Source organism: Sphingobacterium sp. UBA7249 (assembly GCF_002472835.1).
Classification (GTDB): Bacteria; Bacteroidota; Bacteroidia; order Sphingobacteriales; family Sphingobacteriaceae; genus Sphingobacterium; species Sphingobacterium prati.
The window spans coordinates 17,955-40,422 of the sequence record NZ_DKST01000001.1; the positions used below are offsets into that span (position 1 = coordinate 17,955).

Sequence of the window (22,468 nt, forward strand, 5' to 3'; positions counted from 1 at the left end):
TAAAAAATTTGTCTAATCTAAATTTTTTATAGTAGGTTTGCAGACTTAATATGACTATGCTAAAATCGGAAGAATTAAAAGAATTATTGGCTGAACCAAAGCGTATTGTGATCACCACACATTACAAACCAGATGGAGATGCATTGGGTTCGTCGTTGGGATTATATTTTTGGTTGATCGCAAAGGGACATCAGGTCAATCTAATTGTACCATCAGATTTTCCCGCGTTTTTAGACTGGCTGCCTGGCTTAGAAAACGTACAAATTTATACGCAGAATATCATCCTACATAACCAGCAGATTGAAACAGCAGAGCTACTATTCTGCTTGGACTTCAATGGACTGGCCCGTATTCACGAGATGGGAGATCCAATACGTCAGGCAAAAGGAATCAAATGCATGATTGATCATCATCTGGATCCAGAAGGATTTGAAGATTATGCATTTTGGGATCCATCTGCGGCAGCAACTGCACAACTAATCTATCGTTTTCTAGTGAGTGAGATGCATGATGAAGATAGTATTAGTGCCGAGATGGCAACTTGTCTTTATACAGGTATTATGACCGATACAGGTTCCTTCCGTTTTCGCTCCACCACCTCCGAAATACACCGTATCATTGCGACCCTGATTGATTGTGGCGCACAAAACTGGGCAATCCATGAAGAAATATACAATAGCTCTTCGGAGAGCCGTCTAAAATTTCTGGGCTTTTGCCTACTCAATCGTCTTGAAGTTATTCATGAGTACAATACGGCTGTCATTCATGTCACCAAAGAAGACCTCAATCAATTCCAGATCATCACTGGGGATACAGAAGGTTTGGTCAATTACGCACTTTCCATTAAAGGAATTCGATTAGCTGCGTTAATTATTGACAGAAATGAACAAATTAAACTATCTTTGCGATCGATTGGAGAAGTACCCTGTAATGAAATCTGTAAATTGTATTTCAATGGGGGGGGACATCTCAATGCTTCAGGCGGAAATTCGAAAGATAGTCTGAATGTTGTGATTGCAAAATTCAAATCGGTTTTACCAAATTATAAAGAAATATTAACAAAATAAGATATCGTAACATACATTAGAAAATGAAGAAAGCAATTCTATTTTTCGCGGCTGCCGGTCTTTTGATGACGTCATGCCAAAAATTCAAAAAGGCTGAAGGTGGTCTTGAGTATAAAATCGTAGATGATAATGCAAAAGAGAAAGCAGTATCAGGCGATTTACTAGCAATCGACATTGTACAATCAACAGATAGAGATTCTGTCATGAGCAGCACTTACGAAATGGGAATTCCTCAGATCGTTCAATTATATCCAGATAGTATCATCGCAAAAAATCCTGGTGATCCAACAGGCTTATTCAAATATGTTGGTGAAGGCGATAGCTTGGTATTCAAAATCAATTTGGATTCCATGGCCGCAAAAACACATCAACCAAAACCTGAATTTGCTGACAAATTCTTAGTATTCTCGATCAAAGTCAAAAAACACTTCAAAAAAGGAAAATTAACAGATCAACAATTGGGTGAGCAAGTTCAAAAATACTTTGAAGGAGAATTGAACAAGCATAAAGCAGCTGAACCAGCTAAACTTGAAAAATATATCAAGGACAAAAACCTGAAAACAACAAAAACAGCTTCAGGTCTTCAATATGTAATCACTAAACCCGGAACAGGAGCGAATGCTAAAGTAGGTGATTCCCTTCATGTAAATTATGTCGGTTCATTGACTACAGGACTTGTATTTGACACCAACCTTCCAGATGTTGCTAAGAAAGAGAAAATCTTTATGCCACAGCGTCCTTACGAAGCATTGAAATTCCAATTGGGTGTTGACGGTGTTATCCCAGGATGGACTGAAGCATTCCAGTTGTTCAACAAAGGTACTAAAGCAACTTTAGTTATTCCTTCTTCTTTGGCTTATGGAGACCGTCCATCAGGTAAAATTCCTCCTTATGCACCATTGGTGTTTGAAGTTGAGGTATTGGATATCAAACCAGGTAAAGTTCCAGCTCCAGCGGCTACGGCTCCAGGCACTGCTGCTCCAACAGCAACAGCCCCTGCTGCAAAAGCTCCGGTAGCTAAAAAATAAATTGATAAAAATATCAACAAAAAGAGAGCCGTTTCGCACTATGAAACGGCTCTCTTTTTGTTATATACCTCTCCTGCTTCTCCATATATGTAGGCAACAATAACGAACCTCCTATTTAATTTTCATTTTCTTAATTAATAAGTTATCTTTGCAGATCGAATTATAATTTTGGCAATTTAGCAAGCCTCTTTATTCGATAATAATAAAAGAAGTTTTACCCTAACCCACTTTTGCCTCCACGCAGAAAACTATGTTGCTTACTGATACACATACACACATTTATTACCATGCAGGTTCCAATAAGTTGCAAGAACATTTACAACGCTGTTTAGACAATCATATCGAACGTCTTTTTTTGCCAAACGTGAATAGTGCTTCCATCAAACCTGTATTTGATACCGTTGCAGCTTATCCAGCCCATTGTTTTCCTATGCTAGGTTTACATCCCTGTGATGTTAAGGAAAACTATGTGGATGAATTAAATACCATCCGAAAGAGCTTGGAGAACAACCAAGTCTATGCCATAGGTGAAATCGGATTGGATCTTTATTGGGATAAAAGTACGCTAAACATCCAAAAAGATGCTTTTCGAACACAGGTAAAATGGGCAAAGGAGCTTAATTTACCCATAGATATTCATTGCCGCGAAGCCTTTACAGAATTGTTCGAATTATTGGAGGAGCTTAAGGATGATAAGCTATTTGGCGTTCTCCATTGTTTCACAGGCACCTTGGAGCAAGCTCAACAGGCAATTGACTTAGGCTTTGCATTGGGAATTGGTGGCGTTGTCACCTTTAAAAAAGCAGGATTGGACAACGTTGTCAAAGAAATCGATTTAAAACATATTGTGTTGGAAACCGATGCGCCTTACCTCGCTCCTGTCCCCTATCGTGGCAAAGAAAATGAAAGTAGTTATTTGATCCATATTGCTCAAAAAGTAGCCGACTTACATGCCATGTCCATTGAGCAGGTGGCAGAAATTACAACAGCAAATTCAAAACGTATTTTTGGTATATAATCTATAGAATCCCATGCACAATATCTTTATCATCTACACCGGTGGAACCATAGGAATGGTCAAAGACGAAACGGGTACTTTTGTCCCCTTCGACTTCGAGCTGATCAAGCGTAATCTTCCTGATTTAAGCCGTCTGGATTATAAACTGACCGTACACTCTTTCGAACCAATCATCGACTCTTCCAACATGAAACCAGAGATCTGGATTGAAATGGCCCAGATCATCAAAGATAATTATGCGAACTACGATGGATTTGTCATTCTGCATGGTTCGGATACGATGGCATTTACGGCTTCGGTATTAAGTTTTATGCTGGAAGGGCTCCAAAAGCCAGTAATACTTTCTGGCTCACAATTGCCTATTGGAGAAATCCGTACTGATGCACGCGAAAATATGATGACAGCACTAGAAATTGCTTCTGCAAAGCAGGATGGTGTTTCCATTATTCAGGAAGTATGCATCCTCTTTGACAATAAGCTATTCCGGGGAAATCGTTCATTTAAGTATAATTCAGCTAAGTTTGAAGCATTTAGATCACCTAACTATCCCGTATTGGTTGAAGCCGGTATCCATCTTAAATACAATACAGATGCCTTATTGAATAATATTGACAAAGAATTTATCCTACATACCAAGCTAGATAACCGTGTTGCCGTATTAAAGCTCTTTCCAGGAATATCTGCACAGACTATTAAATCTGTTCTTGATTCCGATGTGCGATCCATTGTAATGGAGACATTTGGATCGGGAAACACGACCACAGATAGCTGGTTTCTGGACCTATTGAAAGGTGCAATAGATCAGGGTAAAAATATCCTCAATATTTCGCAATGTAAGGTCGGTTCGGTTGAATTGGGAAGATACGAAACTTCACAAGGTCTGAAAGCCATTGGCGTACTCAACGGATACGATCTTACTTTTGAAGCTGCTGTCACCAAACTCATGTATCTTCAGGGTGAACTCGAAGATCAAAACGAAGTTGCTTACTGGATAGAAAAAGATATTCGTGGCGAACTGACCGTTAACGATTAGAAAAAAGTACTAAAAGATAGGCATAAAGATTAAGGAAAAGGATCATGGACTGCGCAGAATAAGCTTAGGCTTACAAACCTGACATCTTTGATCCTTGTTCTTTATGCTAAAACTTCTTATCTATTTCCGTCAGGACTTCAGCTACAACAAAATTACTCCCACCTACAAAAATCAAATCTCCTTTCTTATAAGCTGCTTTTGCGGCTGCAAATGCTTTCTGTACCGAAGCAAATTCTTCACCATACAAATCAAAGGTCACTGCCTCCTGACGCAGTAGATCCGCAGGCATTGCTCTCGGCATATCTGGTGCAGAAAAGTAATAAACTGCATCCTTCGGCAGATAAGGTAACATATGTGAAAGATCCTTATCCCGCATCGCTCCAATGACAAAGTGCAGCTTGTCATAGCTCGTGGCATTCAGGTTTTTTATGACCTCATGAATGCCGTCTTCATTATGTCCAGTGTCGCAGATCACAAACGGGTCTTTGGATAACTGTTGCCACCGCCCCTGAATACCTGTGGTAGATTGAACCTTCTTCAAGGCTTCATGCACATGAAGCGGGCTGATCTCAAATCCTTGCTTACGCAATTCGTCCACCGTCAAAAGAACACCAGCAAGATTCTTTACTTGATAGGAACCCTTTAGATCAAGTTGATAATGATCTACGGTTCCATGGCCATCGATCGCTTCAATGTTGAGGAAATCTTGATCAACTCCCAATGCCTTTGTTTGGTAAACCTGAGACGCAAACTGAATGGGGGCAGCTTCAGCATGAGCCTTATCCAAAAATACAGCTGCCGTTTCGACAGCATACTCAGAAATTACAACAGGTATATTTTCTTTGATAATACCAGCTTTTTCGCTAGCTATCTCTCCCAGGGTATTTCCCAAGAGATTCATGTGGTCAAAACCGATATTGGTAATAACAGAAAGGACAGGCTGGATGATATTGGTGCTGTCCAATCGTCCACCAAGCCCAACTTCAATCACAGCAATATCAACTTTGCTTCTTTCAAAATAATCAAAAGCCATCGCTACTGTTATTTCGAAAAAAGAAGGTTGTACGTCCTCAATCAATTCCTTATACGTTTGAACAAAATCCGTCACAAATTGCTTTTCGCACATGGCGCCATTCACACGAATACGCTCTCTGAAATCCAGTAGATGTGGTGAAGTATAGAGGCCAGTTTTATAGCCTGCTTCCGCCAATATTGCCGCGAGCATATGAGAAGTAGATCCCTTACCATTTGTACCGGCGATATGTAATGTTTTAAACTTTTGCTGCGGGTTGTCCAGCGCATTGCAAAGTCTGATGGTATTGTCAAGGTCTTTTTTGAAGGCTGAGGCACCATCCCTTGTAAACATAGGCAATCGAGTATATAGATACTCGATTGCCTCCTTATAAGCATTCATCTGAATGATTTTTATCTTAATCTAAAATTGAATACAATCCGCCCTGTTTGGGAATCTGGCGCATTAGGCAACTGATTTAACCGTGCGCCTCGGACAGCACGTTCACATTTCTCCAACAATGTTGGATCCGTGATTGTAGTACCTTTTACTCCCGCACGTGCATAGGTAATCACGCCTTGTTTATTCACTCTGAATTCCACGGCAACCTTTCCGGCTTGTTGACCATTATCGTCAATGCTTGGGCGCTGGGTAAAACTACGGTTTTCAATAGACAACATCATGTTACCATTACCAGATCCACCCTCACCGTAATTGCTTGCCAAAGGATCGCCCAACTTAGAACCTTGGTTTCCCGGTGTTGTACCAGTACCATCGCCAGCACCCTTGCCGTTGTTTTTATTGCCTTTGAAAAGAGCTTTCGCATTTGCCTGTGGTGCCACTTCTTTTGTCTGCTTAGTTGTTTCGGGAGCCTTTGACACCACTTTCTTTTCCGTTTTTGTGACCGCTGGAGCCTCTTCCATATCTTGCGTTGCAACTGCTTTTTCGGCAACTTGCTGCGTTGGTGTAGGTGTTGGAGTCTCCACAGGATCTATCCGATCCGGCCGCTCATTATTCGCGTTGGGATCAATAGAGGGTTCTTCTACGCTCATGTAATCGTCGCCCATCCCCTCTGGAGAAGTTCCATAGTTTACAATCATACCACCCATACCATACTCATCCGGTTCCTGCGCCTTAAACACTACAAAGAAACCAATCAAAAGCAGTGATGCCATGACCAATGTAGATATTCCCAAAGCCTTAGGGAAATTATTTTCTTCATGTTGAAGATGATATCGCATTGTATAAATCTCCTATATTAACATATGAGCAATAAACTTCAAAAAAGTTTAACTACTCCTACTTATCTTTTTTGGGCTCTGTCGCCAATACCACTTTCACTTTGAGACGATTAGCTACATCCATGACCGAAATTACATTCTGAATAGGGACTGTACTATCGACATAAAGCATAATAGTCAACTCTTCGCCACTGGCCATCTGCGATTGGATTGCTGCTTCCAAGCCTTCTATGGGAACTGGATTTTTATCGATGAAATAGCCCAACTCCTTTGTAATAGATACTGTAATTGTCTTTTTTGCGACAGATTGCTCACCTGCACTTGATTTTGGCAGCAATAGCTTAACCACTTGCGGATTCGAAACTGCCGAGGCCAGCAGGAAAAACAACATCAAGAAAAACATAATGTCGTTTAACGCTGAAGTATGTACTTCGGCAGATGGTTTATTTTTTCTACTTCGTAAGTTCATTATCTTCCTGGTTCATCCAATAAATCAATAAATTCTACTGCATCGGTTTCCATACGTAAAATCAATCGTTCAACCATCATATTTAAGATATGATAGCCTAAATAAGCCAAGATACCAACAGCAAGCCCTGAAGCTGAAGACACCATTTTCACATATAGACCACCGGATACGGATGCAATATCAATACCACCCGCCAATTCTACATCATGGAAAATCTTGATTACCCCAAAGATTGTACCAACGAAACCAAGCATTGGAGCGATACCCGCGATAATTCCCAGCACATTGATGTTTTTCTCCAATTTGGCAACTTCTAATTTACCCACATTTTCAATGGCACCTTCAATATCTTTGATCGGTCTGCCGACGCGTAATAATCCCTTTTGCAACATTCGTCCCAAAGCCGAGTTACTGGAGCGACAAACTGCCAATGCAGAGTCCAAATTTCCCGATAAAACATTTGCTTTCACCTGTGACATCAAACTATTATCGTATTTCGCTGCCCTGCGGATAGTCAGATAGCGTTCAAAGAAGATAACCAATCCGATAAAGAACAGTAAAAGGATTGGAATCATGATCCATCCTCCTTTGATCATCATATCGATCAAACTCATGTTTTCTGTACTAGCAGCAGCAGGTAATGGTTGTTGCGCAGCTTGATTAAACGTATCCACAGCAGCCCTTGCTGTATCTTGCACTAATGACATAATTATTAATAGTTTTATATAGTTTCTATAATGTTTCTACCCACGCACCTTGAATTTTCTTTTCCACAGATTTTTGAGCGAGATCCGCCTCCTCTTTTGTCATGTAGGTATTCAAGATGACTTTTTTTCTATTCCTTTTATACTTTCCTTCCACTGCACGTGCTGTTTTATAACCCAGTTGACGAAGGCGTTTTGCTTCCTCCTCTGCCTGAGCCATCGTCCGAGCCGAACCGATAACAACCTGATATTTTGGCTGTGCAACGGGTATGGATTCTTTGATGACCGGATCCGCTTGCAAAACGGGCGCTTTCTTAGCCGTTACTGTCTTCTTGCCAGCGGTTACTGCTGTGCCGTTTAACGAATCTGTAGTGGTTTTTGCTAGCGAATCGACCTTTTTTAAACTATCCGCCGCAAGTGCATTAGACGCTGTATCACTGATCGGTGGGTTGTTTTTCTGAACGATTGTGTCGCCCGCAGGTTTTAAGACAGGCTGCACCCCTCCAAACAGTGAATTTTTCAATCCTGGATTCGTATATAATACCCCTACAGCTATCATGACCAGTACAATGGCTGCTGTTATCCAATACCAGATTGCATTCGAATTACGCGCTTCCTCCGCATCGATATCAGGAACATAAGTAGAGTTTGCTGCTGCAATAGCACCTACTTCCTTTTGTGAAGGAAATTGTTGTTCATCAGGTACTGGGTTATCAACCGTATTATCTACAATAGGTACTGCCACAGCATCCGATAGTCCGACATCTGCGGAATTGACCTCCTCCTCCGTTTTGGGAGCCGTAGACTCCACGATCGATTCAGGAGCAGGTTCAACGGCAGGAAGCGGATCTTCATTGTCTAAAGCGACAGGCTCATGTTCTTCGTATTCAGCTTCTACTTCAGATTCAGCATCCTTTTCAGCAGCGGCAAAGGTTTCAACATCGACAAAAGGTTCTGCCTCATTGTTCACTTCAACGGGTGATTCCGGAGCCAAGGATTCGGCGGGCTCTGCAAGTGCGTGTTCGTCCTCCCGTACTGGGATAACCGTTTCAATTTCGGGTCCAACAAGATTGGCAACAGGCTGAAAATTAAAACCCGATAGATCCAAAGGTTTAAATACCAAACTAGAGCCATAGCTAATCAACAGACCAAGGTCATCCAGCTTCACCTGCCCAAATTGTCCTAAGTCATTCCGTAATATTTCGACTGTATCGTCAAGAATTTGTTGTGCCTGCCCCAAACTCAGGTTTTCCTGTTGTTGGATATAATGCACCATATTGAATCCCTGCTCCGCAGAATAGTCTAACTCGACGTATGAAATGGGCGGCAAAAACACATTATTCTGTTTATCAAATTGAGCCGGAGAATGAATTCTTTTGAACACACCTATCCCGGGCACGTATACTTCCGCATAGCGTCTTAATAAACTATTGATGTTTTTGCCTAGATTCATTGTTCTATGATTTAAAATGCAAATTTATAATCTTAATTCGTTAAAAAGAATAATTAAGACCACCAATTACATTGAATCCCAATCTTGGATAATACATGTAACGCTCATATTCCTTTCCAAAGATATTATTTGCTTTAACAAAAACACCAAATTGTTTTTTAATCCGGTATTCAGCACCAGCATTTAAATCTGCAAAAGAAGCAATGGTAACCTTATGACCACTATCTGTTATGCGATTACCATCGGTATTATAATCGTAAACATACGCATAGGTATTTCCTTGGCTAGAAAGCTCCGCATCAACAAAGAATTTATCTGAGATATTGAAACGCGCGTTGGCTTGCAACCTAAATTTCGGTAAACCCCAGGCCTCTTCCTCATCGCTCAGATTATAGTCATCAATAAATACTTTACCACCTAGATTAACCAATTGTGATAAGCGTACGTTGATCTCCCCTTCCAGTCCCATATGCTTAGCTTTGTTGATCTGACCATCATATACCACATCAAAAGCCCAAGGAATATACCCATCCTGACCATTGCCAAATGCACTATTTTTAAACAAAGGAAGTCCTTCGATCTGTTTGTAAAATACCTTTACTTTATAACCAAATGTCGCACCTGCATTACCTTTTAAACCACCATATACATTCAATTTTTCGATGGAATTGGCGATCCTCACATTTGGTGCCAGATAAGGGTTTTCTTTTGCAAAGTTTCGGAATGAAGCTTGTCTCACATTACCATTAACACCGGCAAATAATGAGATGTATTCCGGAGCCAAAGAAAAATCAGCTTCCACTGACGGGAAAACATTGAAACGAGACTCATCGCCAAATTCAGAAGTCAGGTTGGCACCCAACGTGACATTATAATTATCACCTTTAAATCGGATATACGGATTGATCAGAAACATATTGTTCTTTACGTTTGCCGTATCATTTTCGTTTTTGACATCGTTCATGGTTACGCTCAGGTTAGCGCCCACATTGAAAGCGCTCATGCGCTTGTTCAAATATCCAGACAAAGCGAAAGAGTTTTCTTTTGCTTTGTAGGCATCCTTAAACAAGTAACCATCTACTTTTGCAGAGTAGCTCAACGCTTGCTCATTCTTCGGGTCAACGTTGCTTGCCAGCTCACCGTTTAGATAGATATCAGTAAATGTTTGTTTGTCCGGTGCGGTATTCAATAAAGTAGTGCCGGGTTGATCAAAGGTTTGACCGTAGAAGTTTGTACCGTATCTATTGTAGCCGATTGTACCTTTTACAGTCACGGCATCCAACACGCGGCGTCCAAAAATACCGACGTCCTGCGTACTGAATTTCTGTCCTTCAATATTACCTTTTTGGCTCAAATGTTTTGCGAATAAACCAAAACGTGTATTTTCAAACTGTTCAGACGCTAAGTACGCTTCCCCTAAGATTGAGTTATAATTACCTATACCAAATTTAACATAGTTGCTGCTTTGTTCAAAAGGTTGCGCAAATGGTATTTCCTGCACATTCAATTGTTTAAGACCAGTATTGATATCCAATTTTTTATCAATAATATTCCCATAGCTCAATTTGGGCTGATATTCCCGTTTGTTAGTCATATCAGGACTACGACGGATCTTAACAGCATCTGCAAGAATTGGCTTGTAATCACGAACAACATCAAAAGAATCAATAGTGACCGGTTTTTCAGGATCATTCTTCTTGCCTGTTTCTTGTGCAAAAGAATTCAATCCCACGCCCATCAAAAGCGCTGCTAAGGTATATTTCTTCACATTTCTATTTTGCAACTTCTTCATTGTATCCTATTTCTTTTTGTTGTTCAATTTATTTAGACGCTCTTTTGCAGCAGGCAAAACATCATCTTTCGCATCGTAGTTGTCCACTATTGATTCCAGTGTCGCTTTCGCCTGGAATGTATCTCCTTTACCCGCATAGGCATCAGCCATCGTGATGAAGCTCTTTGCTACCCAATATTCGTAAGAAGAGAAATTGTCAGACAGGTCCATTGCCGTTTTGATACAGGCATCGTATTGTTTGTTTTCTAATTGAAGGACCGCAACATTGTATTTCGCTTCTGCACCGAATACAGTACGGCTCTTCAATGCAGCCAAGCTGAACTCTTTCATCGCTTCCGTTTTCTTGTTCTGCTTCACGTAGCACTTACCAGCGTATAAAAATGCATTCGCGATCTCTTCTTCAGAAGATTTCTCATAGTTTTTCACCGCGTTCGTATAGTTTAACGCTTCTTTATAATCGCCGATTTCATAATAAGAAACCATTAGATTATTGATTGCAAAACCGTAATTAGACTTATATTCAGAAGTGAGCTCCAGTTTTTTCAACAACTGGGTTGCTTCATTATATTTCTTTTGTTTCAAATACAGATTTGATACTGAAATCAATGTACGCTCCGTATAAGGTGACGTCCAGTCATTCAAGATAATGTTGTAATCGTGTAATGCGTCTTCTGTATTACCCAAAGCAGCATTACTTTCCGCACGTACAAAACGTGCATATTTCTCTTGATTTGGTTTGGGGAATTTGTCAAAATATGCATTTACAGCTTCTACAGCGCCTTGATAATTCCCACGGGAGAACAAGGTTGTTGCTGTTGAGAATGTACGTGAATCTTGTTCCGATTTTGAAAGATCACCTAAATTGGTTCCTGTAGCATAACGGATATATCCGGTTGCATCACCTTTATCCAGGTAAATATTCTCAATGGAACGCATAGCTTGTTTGGCTTCATCGGTAGAAGCATATTGATCAACGACACGTTGGAACGTTGCCAAAGCTGCATCATTGTTGTCCTGGTTATATTGAACCAACCCGATTGTTACTAAAGCACGTGGCACATAACTGCTTCGGGGATATTTCTCCACCATGGATTGAAGTCCAGAAATCGCTTGATCGCTTTCGCCCATCAAGAATCGTGTATATGGAATTTCAAACGCAATATCATCCGCATAATTCGAACTCGGGAACTGAGCGATTACAGCATTCAATGTCGATATCTTACCATTATTATCCCCTTGTAATCCTTGAATAATACCACGTTGGAATAACGCATAATCTTGACTCGGCGCTTTGGAAGAGATTAGCTTATTATATTCCGTCAGTGCTCTGCCATAGTTTTTAGAAGAAAAATACGAGTCACCCAAACGTGCGATTGCATCGTTACGGGTATTGATCTCTAAGCCTTTTGAACCACCTGTTGCCAAGAAACGTTCAAAGTAATTTGCTGCTGTATTATAGTTTCCATTACGAAAAGCTGCGTAAGCCAAGGCATAATTTGCATAGCCATACACATCTGTTTTGCTCGCACCAGGCAGACGTAAAAATTTATTAAAATTCGTAACAGCTTCGCCATATTTACGCACCTCATACATTGCCTCCGCTTTCCAATAAGTAGAAAGAGCGTAGATTTCCTCGTCGTAACGGTGCTGTTCGGAACGAATAAATAAAGAAATTGCATTTTCAAAAGCACGTTCGTTATAATACTCGAGGCCTCTGTAGTAAGTTACTTTCTGATAAGCTGCATTTGCTTCCTTTCCCCTTTTCGGAATAGACTCCAAAATATCGACCGCATCGCGGTAGTTTTTAGTACTCAACAGTACTTCTGCCAATAAGGTCTTTGCTTCTTCCTGGCGTTTTGATTTTGGATAGGTTTTTAAATACTCCTGTGTAGAGGCCAAGGCCACCTGATGGAACTCCAATTCGTAAGAAAGCTTTGCATAGTTGAATAGCCCCTCTTCTTTCATAGCCGGATCGAAATCCAGTTTCGAAGCTCTGAAGAATGCATTACGTGCAGATTGTTTATTTCCTTTTTTCAAGAAACTATCCCCCAAGGTAATCATGGCCGATTGATAATAAGCGTCAGGCTCCGTCATTTTCTCCAACTCCGTGATCGCCTTATCGTAATCCTTTAGCTTGTAGGCGATATAACCGATCTGATAGCTATCTTGATTATTTTGTGTCTTGCCTTGGTCTTGTGCCTGGAATTTGTCGTAATATTCTTTTGATGTGTTCAGATCGCCTTTAATAAAATAAGTTGCGGCGATAATACGAAACATTTCGGTTTCATTTTCCTGTTTGGTACGTGATAAGATAGGTAAGGCATAGTCCAACACATCATCGTAACGTTTATCCAGAAAATAAAGTGCTGTAATATAGTAAGGATAACTGTTTTCAAACTGCTTTGAGCCATTCAAACGCTCAAATTCATTTAAGGCTGTCTTGTACTCCGCATCTAAATAACATAAATAGGCATAGTAGTAGATTGACGCTTCTTGAAATTCAGTTTTTTGATCTTTCAATCCCTCAAATAATGGTTTTGCTGTTTTATAATCTTTCGTCATAAAAGAGGCATAACCCAATTTAAAACGGTATTCTACATTTTCTTTACCGGCGAGGTTTTTACTATCAATCTTTGTAAACCATTCAATCGCTTTAACATAATCCTTTTTGGCATAATACGATTTACCAATCTGAAAGTATGCTGCCTTGGAATTGGCGCTAACAGGGAAATCTTTGATATATTTCAGGAAACGATTTTCAGCATTGGACTCGCCCAGTTCCAAGGCGCAAACAGCTTGATAATACCGTACATTTTCCTTTAATAAAGATAGCTCCTCCGTCTCATCCAATTGTAGGTTGGATTTGGTCCGCAATGCTTCAACACGATCAAATTGTGCGGATGCAGAGCTGAATTTTCCGCGTTCATACAATTCCATCCCGGTTTTGTAAGCCTTATTGATTTGTTGCCATTCTGTCTGTTGCGCTAATGCTGGCGTCGCCATAACGGTTAGTGCAACTCCCACCTGGTAAATCTTCTTATACATAATATGTGAAACCTTAATATGTTATTTATCTGCAAATGTAATCGAATCTCCCTTCAAACAGAGATAAAATTTGCCTTGAAACTCAAATTTAACGGCTCTTTCGCTGCGATTAGCCGCTTCAAGATAAGCCAAAATTTATTGAAAATCAATACAAATCTCCCCGATTTTGGAAGATAGTTTTATTCATTTTACTAAATTATACTTTAATTGAGCTATTTTACACAAAAGTTATTAACATCTGTGAGTAACCCGCTATTATAACGGAAATTTTGCACAAAAAATATGCCCGACCAAAAATAAAGTCAGGCATAATATTGTTGATTAACGAATCTTTCAACTTTGTTTCCAGCGCCTAAACTGGTTCTCCAATTGAAATTTCGATTAGCTTCGTTGTCCAGCCAATAGATACAATACTGCCATACGAACAGCAACTCCATTTTCAACCTGATCCAGGATAATGGAGTGTTCGCTATCCGCTACATCCGAAGTGATTTCCACCCCACGGTTGATCGGCCCAGGGTGCATAATGGTAATCGGTTTTTCCAGGGAATCCAAGATTTGTTTATTTAACCCATATAACATGGAGTATTCTCTCAAAGAAGGAAAATAAGCAATATCCTGACGTTCCAATTGAATACGCAACATGTTTGCTACATCGCACCAATTTAACGCTTTTCTCAGATCATGTTCGACTTTCACACCCAAAGAAGTAATATGCTTTGGAATTAATGTTGTAGGCCCACAGACCATCACCTCTGCGCCTTGTTTTTGAAGGCATAAAATATTGGATAAAGCAACGCGAGAATGTGTTATATCACCAATAATAGCCACTTTGCGTCCAGCTACATCACCAAAGCGCTCGCGGATAGAGAAAGAGTCCAACAGCGCTTGCGTAGGATGCTCATGTGCTCCGTCGCCAGCATTTACAATTTGCGCATCGACATGTTTACTTAAGAACACGCCTGCTCCCGCGTAGGGATGTCGCATCACAATCATATCCACCTTCATTGCAAGGATATTGTTGACGGTATCAATCAGAGTCTCCCCCTTACTCACTGAAGAAGAAGAAGCCGCAAAATTGACAATATCTGCAGATAGTCTTTTCTCGGCAAGTTCAAAAGAAAGCCGCGTACGTGTTGAATTTTCAAAAAACACATTGGCGATGGTGATATCCCTTAAAGAAGGCACCTTTTTGATCGGTCGATTTAATACCTCTTTGAAATTACTCGCTGTATCCAGAATCAATTGGATATCTTGTTCATTTAGATCTTTGATTCCCAACAAATGGCGAGTACTTAATTGTTCTACTGCAGCTGACATTTTATAGTATATTCAAGTATTTACTAATCATTTTTTAATTGAAGTGTTCGTCCCCAAAGGTTTATAGAACCTTCCTTTATTTCTTTACTGAACCGGATTTCTAATCATTACCCAAAGGTTTTTTCTCAGTGACCAAGATAATGCTATCCTGATCGTCAGATTCTTTCCAGTTCACAATGACTTTTTGTGAATCTATAGAATCAACCTGTATTCCAATATAATCGGGTTGAATCGGAATCTGTCTGGAGAATCGACGATCGACTAAAACAAGCAATTCAATGCTTCTTGCTCTTCCAAAAGCCTGTACAGCATCCATGGCAGCCCGAATGGTGCGTCCTGTCCACAAGACATCATCAATAAAAATAACGTCTTTACCTTCTACAATAAAATTGATATTTGTACTATTTGCTAACAACGGACCTGCATTACCTTTTGTACGGAAATCGTCCCGATAAAATGTAATATCCAGATCACCGACCAAGATCGGTTTTCCGATCATGCGTTCAAGTTCTTTGACGATACGTCTAGCTAAGAAAGTTCCTCTTGGTTGAATACCTATGACGGCAGCATTTGAAAAATCACCATGATTCTCAATCAATTGACGACATAGCCTTTGAATGGTGATTTGAAATTTTGGTCCGTCTAATAAAATCGACTGTTTCATTATGGGAATGTTTGGGCAAAGCTACACTTTTTTTAACAAAAACTATCGCTCGTTTCCCAATTAATTTCAATATTTCAATTCGTTCCCAGCATTAACTCTGAGACCTATAACTTTTAAAACAACAGCGTATTTATCTTAATCATCCTTCTTATTGCCCCGTGCAAAAAAATACACAGGCAGCCCTAGCAATACCAGTATAAAACCCGGCCAGGTATACTGTGGTTTATAGATAATCAACAATACGCAAAACACACTACCAATGAGGAGATAGATAATCGGTGTAAAAGGGAATAAAAACGTTTTGTAGGAACGGGCCAACTCAGGTTTACGGATACGCTGGATAATAACGCCTAGTACCGTAATCATATAAAAGATGACAATAACAAAAGAGATCATATCCAACAGATTGCCATACTGACCACTTAAACAGAGCAAGGAAGCCCAGATGCCCTGCAACCATAATGAGCGGGCCGGCACATCATATTTATTGTTGGGGATAGCCTGTTTTAAGAACAAGCCATCTTTGGCCATAGTCTGAAAAACCCGTGCTCCAGACAGCGCAAGACCATTGACACAGCCAAATGTTGATATCATCACCAAGATGGCCATCGCTATTGTACCGGTATGTCCCAACATCTTTTCAGCAGCAGCAATTGCGACCCGGTCATTTGTAGCAAAGGCGATCTCTTCCCTACTCAAAGCAGCAAGATAGATGTAGTTGCAACAGATGTATAAAAGCATAACGAGGCTGGTTCCGATGACGAGCGCCCGCACCACGTTACGCTGTGGATTCACAATCTCGCCTGACACAAAGGTCACGTTTTCCCAGGCAACACTACTAAAGACGGACCCTACCATAGCCGCTGCCAGCGCCCCCATTAAAGCGCCGCCGGAAATTCCCATCCAGCCCTCACCTTTCAGATTCTGAAAAGCATCCCAGCTGTAAGCCATATTTTCCGAAAAATGATTTTCTTTGATTAAAAACAGTCCACCAACGATCAATAGAACCAATGCAATAATTTTTGCAGAGGTGAAAAAAGACTGCACAGACTTACCGCTCTTGATCCCGCGCGTATTGATATAGGTTAGCAAGAGAATCACGCCCATCGCCAGTATCTGTATCCAGGTAATCTTAAACTCACCCCGTTGAAAAATTGGTGCCGCATCGTTCAATTGCGGGATCAAATAGGCGGTAAACTTACCGAAGGCAACCGCAACAGCCGCTATCGTACCCGTCTGGATCACGGTAAATAAGCTCCAGCCATACAAAAAACCAATTGGTTTACCGAACACTTCGGTGAGATAAGTATATTGTCCACCAGCTTTGGGATACATCGAAGATAGCTCGCCGTAACAAATAGCTGCCGCAACAGTCGCTACAGCAGTCAGTATCCATACAATTGCCAACCAGTATCCTGAGCCCAGTTGCCGCATCATATCGCTCGACACAATAAAGATTCCACTTCCGATCATCGAGCCCATGACAAGCATAATCGCATCCCACAATTTCAGTTGACGTTTCATCATAAGGTTGGTTTTATGCCGTTAAGCTAAGAAAAAATAATTAAAAAAGAGCTGCCCTCAGCGACATCCAATTCAAAAGTTATTTTTTCGTTGGATATGTACAGCCGAGGGCAGCTCCTTATCATTAAAATGACGTTGTGAATGACTATTCTACACCATATTGTTGCTTATACGATTTTTCCAGTTCAGTTACCTGTTGCAGCAATTGTTTTTCCGAAGTGGAAGCCAATATGCTCTTATATGCGCCCAAAGCTCTCAAAGCCGTACCAATATTCGAATATTCAAGCTCAGCTTTTGTTTGTGCGATATCCTGATACCAACGCATATTTTGCGTCATAAATTTCAGGTTGCGGTTCACGATTTCATTCGCACGCTTGTTTTCGCCCGTTTCGTATAATACATTGATAATTGGAATATAACCCAGAATATCACGCATCAAATACACACGTTTTGGCATCTTCTCATAAGTCTCAACAGCCACTTTACGCGCTTCATCTTTATGACCTTCCATCATTAACTGCGTAGCTGTACCGCCCATCACCGTATTGGTAATCATGGTGATCATGCGATAGGATTCAGGATCTAAATACGAAGCATTTGCCATATTACCCCATTTGTATTTGGTGGTAATGTCTTTAAAGGCCGACTGTGTATCCACCAAGGTACCTTCGGATCCTGCAGGAGTAGCAATAGGCATTAAGCGTAAAGCAAAACCCTCCTGTACCAGATATTTATCCAGCCCAAGGTAGTTGTCATTTGGAACGGTCGCAGCAAAATAAATCGGACGCTTCCAGTTATTGTTCAACAAGACGTTTAGGATCGACAGCTCAGCCCTAGACACGTAGTTTCGATTATACGTCCAGTTCATGGTATCCACAATTGATTCCTGCCATGCTTTTGGAACGACATTATTTTTCAGCACAGCATCCTTGTTTACAGGAAGGCTAAAGTTTTTGGTCGGTAAAAAGTTCTCAAATTTACCACCACGCAATTCCAGCTTATTTTTTTGGTCATCAGACAATAAGATCTGCATCACCAAATCAAGATCTACGTGACCGGCCACTTTCATATCTTGATAATAAAGCACCTCACGGACACCTTTTTTGAACTTTTCGTCATCAATATTGATTGGTAATCCATCCGCTTGATTAACTTTTTGTTTCATCTGACGCATATACCAGTCAGAACTCAACAAACTCAAGTTTACCACCCGTACATCAGGACGATAGTTTTCAACCTCCTGCACATACCACAATGGATAAGTATCGTTATCACCATAGGTAAACAAGATCGCATTCGGTGCACAGGATGCCAGGTAGTTTTTGGCTAAATCACGCGCTGTTGTTTTCTCCGAACGATCATGATCATCCCAGTTCTGGAATCCTAGTAATACAGGAGCACCCAACAAGCAGGCTGCTGTAGCGATACCTGCGGCCATCTTACCATCCACTTTTTTACTTAAATAATCCGCAATGGCAAATACCCCCAAACCGATCCATATTGCAAATGCGTAGAATGAACCCGCATAAGCATAATCACGCTCACGTGGCTGCAATGGGCTTTGATTCAAGTATAAGACAATTGCTAGACCTGTAAAAAAGAACAGTAACCCCACGATTCCAGCATCACGCTGTCTTTTGCCAAAGTGCCAAAATGCACCGATCAAACCAATGATCAAAGGCAAGAAATAATATTTATTATTTGAAGGATCAGTTTTCAATGAGTCTGGAATGGCATTTTGTCCACCCACATGCATCTGATCAACAGGTTTAGCGCCGGAGATCCAGTTCCCTTCCGTAAAAGACCCCTGTCCTTGCTGATCATTCTGGCGGCCGGCAAAGTTCCAAAGAAAATAACGGCCGTACATATGTCCGATCTGATAGCTAAAGAAGAATTTCACGTTATCACCGAATGTAGGCGATTGTCCTTCTGGGATCTTTAAGTAATCACGATAATAATCGATATGACCTTGATCTCTTGAACTATAAACACGCGGGAAAAACATCGTCTTATCGTATTTATAATCCATACCATTTTCTACTTTCGTGTATTTGTCCTTATCTTTTCTATAAGTATAAGTAGGCTCAGCATCTACGACCTGCGCGTCAAATGTCGGTCCGTTCAGAAGCGGCTCACTTGCATACTGCTCACGACCCAAATAACTTACAAAAGAAAAGGCATTATCCGGATCACTATTATTTAAGGTCGGGTTCGCTTTGGCGCGTACCATGATCATCGCAAAGGAGCTATAACCAAAGATGATAAATGCTGTGCTGATCAAAATCAGGTTCAGAATCGGTTTTGCTTTTTTGATGGAATACCAGATACCATAGACAAAAAGAGCAATCAACAAGATGAAAAACAGATTGAAGCCAGTACCAAAACCCATTCCCAAGCTATTCACAAAGAATAAATCAAAATAAGCGGCAGCTTTAACCGTGTATTGGATAATACCCCATAAAATCAGTGCCAGCACAACGACACCGATTAGAAAGGCTTTTGTCGCTCCTGAAGAAGTCACTGTTTTGGATCGTTTAAAGTAGATCACCAAGGCTATAGCAGGAATCACCAAAAGATTCAGTAAGTGCACCCCAATGGAAAGTCCCATCACATAGGCGATAAAGATCAACCAACGGTCAGCACCAGCCTCGTCAGCATGATTTTCCCATTTTAAGATCCCCCAAAATACAACAGCCGTACAAAGCGAAGACATGGCATATACTTCGGATTCAACCGCAGAAAACCAAAATGTATCTGTAAAAGCGTAAGCCAATGCTCCGACAATACCTGATCCAAATATCTTGATCAAGTCTGTTGAATTGTATGACTCACCGACGCTTTTTGCAACGACTTTCTTAGCCAGGGCTGTAATCGTCCAGAACAAAAATAAAATAGTCAGACCACTACATACCGCAGAACCCACATTCATCCAGAAAGCGATTCGTGTCACATCACCTCCAGCAAGATTCGAGAAAATGTTTTGAATCATTAAGAATAAAGGTGCCCCTGGCTGGTGCACAATTTGAAGTTTAAAGGCCGAGGCGATGAACTCGCCACAGTCCCACCAACTCGTCGATCGTTCGGCAGTCATGACATATGCTACTGTTGCAATGAGCGCACACATCCATCCTAAAAGATTGTTGATTTTAGTATAGTTCATAAAATGATAACTGTAAAAGTATTATAATACGGCTCGAAAATAAGGATAAGTTAATAAGAAATGAACTTTATTCTGATTTTTTAACACATATTAATTGAAAAAATTTCATTGCCTGATCCAATATTGGCTTTAAAGAAAGCAGTACAAAGGTAAGAATGAACCTATCTGGTGCCATACCCATAGTAAAATGAAGCAAGTGTGCGTTAAATTTTGGGGCAAAACAAAAATTATTTCTTTGAAAATCAAGCTCAATGCACTTTACGGTACATTTTTATTTGCAGAAATAAGAATAGTCCGTATATTTGCATCATCAAATGTGAACGACATCATCACGATAACGAACACAATTGACTTGTTTGTCCGATAGTATAAGGGTAGTACGACAGTTTTTGGTTCTGTTTGTCTTGGTTCGAATCCAGGTCGGACAACAAACAATAGAAAAGGCTTGCAATCGCAAGCCTTTTCTGCGTTATATGCAAGGCTTATTTATTTATAAAAGGGTTTAGATTTTTTTTAATTTGAATTTTGATTTTTAAAACAAATCTCTATCTTTGCGTCGTCAAAAAGAAAAAGACGGTAACGTTGGCTTTTTAGAGACATTGTCCGATAGTATAAGGGTAGTACGACAGTTTTTGGTTCTGTTTGTCTTGGTTCGAATCCAGGTCGGACAACTTTTAAAGTTAAGAGTATATGGATTGTGCAAACAATCCATTTTTTTTAATGTTTAACTTTAAAAAATATTAGGGAATAAAAATATTGAATAAACGACAATACAATAACCCAACATAAATATACAAAACCATGCCTTTGCAATTCAACACGGTTAAACTATTTGCAGGTTCTGGCACTACAGAACTGGCTGAAAAAATCGCACAATCTTACGGGAAACCTCTAGGAGACAAAACATTATCGCGTTTTAGCGACGGTGAGATTCAACCATTCTACAATGAATCTGTACGTGGAGCCGATGTATTTATCATCCAATCTACCAACCAACCTACCGACAATCTTTTTGAATTATTGTTGATGACAGATGCTGCAAAGAGAGCCTCAGCGCACTACATTACAGCGGTTGTCCCCTATTTCGGTTTCGCAAGACAAGATCGAAAAGACAAACCAAGAGTTGCCATTGGCGCAAAAATGATTGCCAATCTGTTGACAGCAGCTGGAATTCACCGCATCATGACAATGGATTTACATGCTGCACAAATTCAAGGTTTCTTCGATATTCCTGTTGATCACCTCGATGGCTCCATTATTTTTGTTCCCTACATCAAATCCCTAAAACTCCCTAACTTGACAATTGCATCACCTGATATGGGTGGGTCATACAGAGCGCGTACTTTTGCTAAATTCTTCAATGCAGAAGTTATCATCTGTGACAAACGCCGCAAACGTGCAAATGAAATTGAATCAATGTCTATCATTGGTGATGTAACGGATCAGGATGTTGTATTAATAGACGATATCTGTGATACAGCCGGCACACTTTCAAAAGCTGCGGCTTTGATCATGGAAAATGGCGCGAGATCCGTAAGAGCGGTGTGCACACACGCGGTATTATCGGGCAAAGCTTATGAAACAATTGAAAATTCAGTATTGTCAGAAATGATTGTGACAGATACCATTCAATTGGATCCAGAAAAAGCAAAACAATCGACAAAAATCAAAGTGTTATCTACAGCTGATTTGTTTGCAAAAGCAATCACAAGCGTAAATCAACATACTTCCATTTCTGATTTATTTGACGTTGAATAGTCTTTTTTAGTATAGAGTATTGAGATATTAGTATTTAGACTCTGGTATAGTAAGCCTTCGGCTGAAATACTGGAGTCTTTTTTAGTATAAAGTATTGAGATATGAGTACTTATACTCTGGTATGGTAAGCCGGAGACTAGACAGCTTCTCATATATACTTACACCGCTTGTTCTTTCGTA

16 protein-coding genes are annotated in these 22,468 nt (G+C 40.3%); 5 read left to right on the forward strand and 11 right to left on the reverse strand.

Annotated features, from left to right (window positions below):
• Window positions 1-56: 56 nt before the first annotated feature.
• The 4 genes from B4A24_RS00080 to B4A24_RS00095 all read left to right on the forward strand — a co-directional run bounded on the left by B4A24_RS00080 (window position 57) and on the right by B4A24_RS00095 (window position 4,146).
• Complete coding sequence (locus tag B4A24_RS00080; RefSeq protein WP_293942212.1) at window positions 57-1,067, forward strand: DHH family phosphoesterase; 1,011 nt, start codon at window positions 57-59, stop codon at window positions 1,065-1,067.
• 23 nt (window positions 1,068-1,090) lie between these two features.
• A complete protein-coding gene (locus B4A24_RS00085) occupies window positions 1,091-2,095 on the forward strand; it encodes an FKBP-type peptidyl-prolyl cis-trans isomerase (protein WP_172396426.1) in 1,005 nt (334 codons plus the stop codon).
• 250 nt (window positions 2,096-2,345) lie between these two features.
• Window positions 2,346-3,113, forward strand: a complete 768-nt coding sequence (locus tag B4A24_RS00090; RefSeq protein ID WP_293941025.1) for a TatD family hydrolase — start codon at window positions 2,346-2,348, stop codon at window positions 3,111-3,113.
• A gap of 13 nt (window positions 3,114-3,126) precedes the next feature.
• On the forward strand, window positions 3,127-4,146 hold the full coding sequence (locus tag B4A24_RS00095) for an asparaginase (RefSeq protein ID WP_172396424.1): 1,020 nt from the start codon (window positions 3,127-3,129) through the stop codon (window positions 4,144-4,146).
• 106 nt (window positions 4,147-4,252) lie between these two features.
• On the opposite strand, the gene B4A24_RS00100 is transcribed toward B4A24_RS00095, so the two are convergent.
• From B4A24_RS00100 to B4A24_RS00150, 11 genes are all read right to left on the reverse strand, one after another.
• Window positions 4,253-5,560 carry a bifunctional folylpolyglutamate synthase/dihydrofolate synthase gene (locus B4A24_RS00100; RefSeq protein WP_293941030.1) on the reverse strand — a complete coding sequence of 436 codons (1,308 nt, stop codon included), beginning with the start codon at window positions 5,558-5,560 and terminating at the stop codon, window positions 4,253-4,255.
• Between the two features lie 11 nt (window positions 5,561-5,571).
• Complete coding sequence (locus B4A24_RS00105; protein ID WP_172396422.1) at window positions 5,572-6,399, reverse strand: energy transducer TonB; 828 nt, start codon at window positions 6,397-6,399, stop codon at window positions 5,572-5,574.
• 58 nt (window positions 6,400-6,457) lie between these two features.
• Complete coding sequence (locus tag B4A24_RS00110) at window positions 6,458-6,868, reverse strand: ExbD/TolR family protein (protein WP_293941034.1); 411 nt, start codon at window positions 6,866-6,868, stop codon at window positions 6,458-6,460.
• On the reverse strand, window positions 6,868-7,575 hold the full coding sequence (locus tag B4A24_RS00115; protein WP_172396420.1) for a MotA/TolQ/ExbB proton channel family protein: 708 nt from the start codon (window positions 7,573-7,575) through the stop codon (window positions 6,868-6,870). The genes B4A24_RS00110 and B4A24_RS00115 overlap by 1 nt, the downstream gene beginning before the upstream one ends.
• A gap of 25 nt (window positions 7,576-7,600) precedes the next feature.
• Window positions 7,601-9,025, reverse strand: coding sequence for an SPOR domain-containing protein (locus tag B4A24_RS00120; protein WP_293941037.1), 1,425 nt, complete (start codon window positions 9,023-9,025; stop codon window positions 7,601-7,603).
• A 40-nt stretch (window positions 9,026-9,065) separates the two neighbouring features.
• Window positions 9,066-10,817, reverse strand: coding sequence for a TonB-dependent receptor (locus B4A24_RS00125; RefSeq protein ID WP_293941039.1), 1,752 nt, complete (start codon window positions 10,815-10,817; stop codon window positions 9,066-9,068).
• 6 nt (window positions 10,818-10,823) lie between these two features.
• The gene (locus B4A24_RS00130) at window positions 10,824-13,862 is read right to left on the reverse strand and encodes a tetratricopeptide repeat protein (protein WP_172396417.1); all 3,039 of its coding nucleotides are present in this window, start codon (window positions 13,860-13,862) and stop codon (window positions 10,824-10,826) included.
• A gap of 381 nt (window positions 13,863-14,243) precedes the next feature.
• On the reverse strand, window positions 14,244-15,182 hold the full coding sequence (locus tag B4A24_RS00135; RefSeq protein WP_172396416.1) for an aspartate carbamoyltransferase catalytic subunit: 939 nt from the start codon (window positions 15,180-15,182) through the stop codon (window positions 14,244-14,246).
• 100 nt (window positions 15,183-15,282) lie between these two features.
• A complete protein-coding gene (gene pyrR, locus B4A24_RS00140; protein ID WP_293941046.1) occupies window positions 15,283-15,846 on the reverse strand; it encodes a bifunctional pyr operon transcriptional regulator/uracil phosphoribosyltransferase PyrR in 564 nt (187 codons plus the stop codon).
• Between the two features lie 135 nt (window positions 15,847-15,981).
• A complete protein-coding gene (locus B4A24_RS00145) occupies window positions 15,982-17,373 on the reverse strand; it encodes an APC family permease (RefSeq protein ID WP_293941049.1) in 1,392 nt (463 codons plus the stop codon).
• A gap of 142 nt (window positions 17,374-17,515) precedes the next feature.
• Window positions 17,516-20,530, reverse strand: a complete 3,015-nt coding sequence (locus B4A24_RS00150; RefSeq protein WP_293941052.1) for a DUF2723 domain-containing protein — start codon at window positions 20,528-20,530, stop codon at window positions 17,516-17,518.
• A gap of 801 nt (window positions 20,531-21,331) precedes the next feature.
• Between B4A24_RS00150 and B4A24_RS00155 the strand changes: the two genes are divergently transcribed.
• Window positions 21,332-22,288, forward strand: a complete 957-nt coding sequence (locus B4A24_RS00155) for a ribose-phosphate pyrophosphokinase (RefSeq protein ID WP_108635065.1) — start codon at window positions 21,332-21,334, stop codon at window positions 22,286-22,288.
• The last annotated feature ends 180 nt before the right edge of the window (window positions 22,289-22,468 follow it).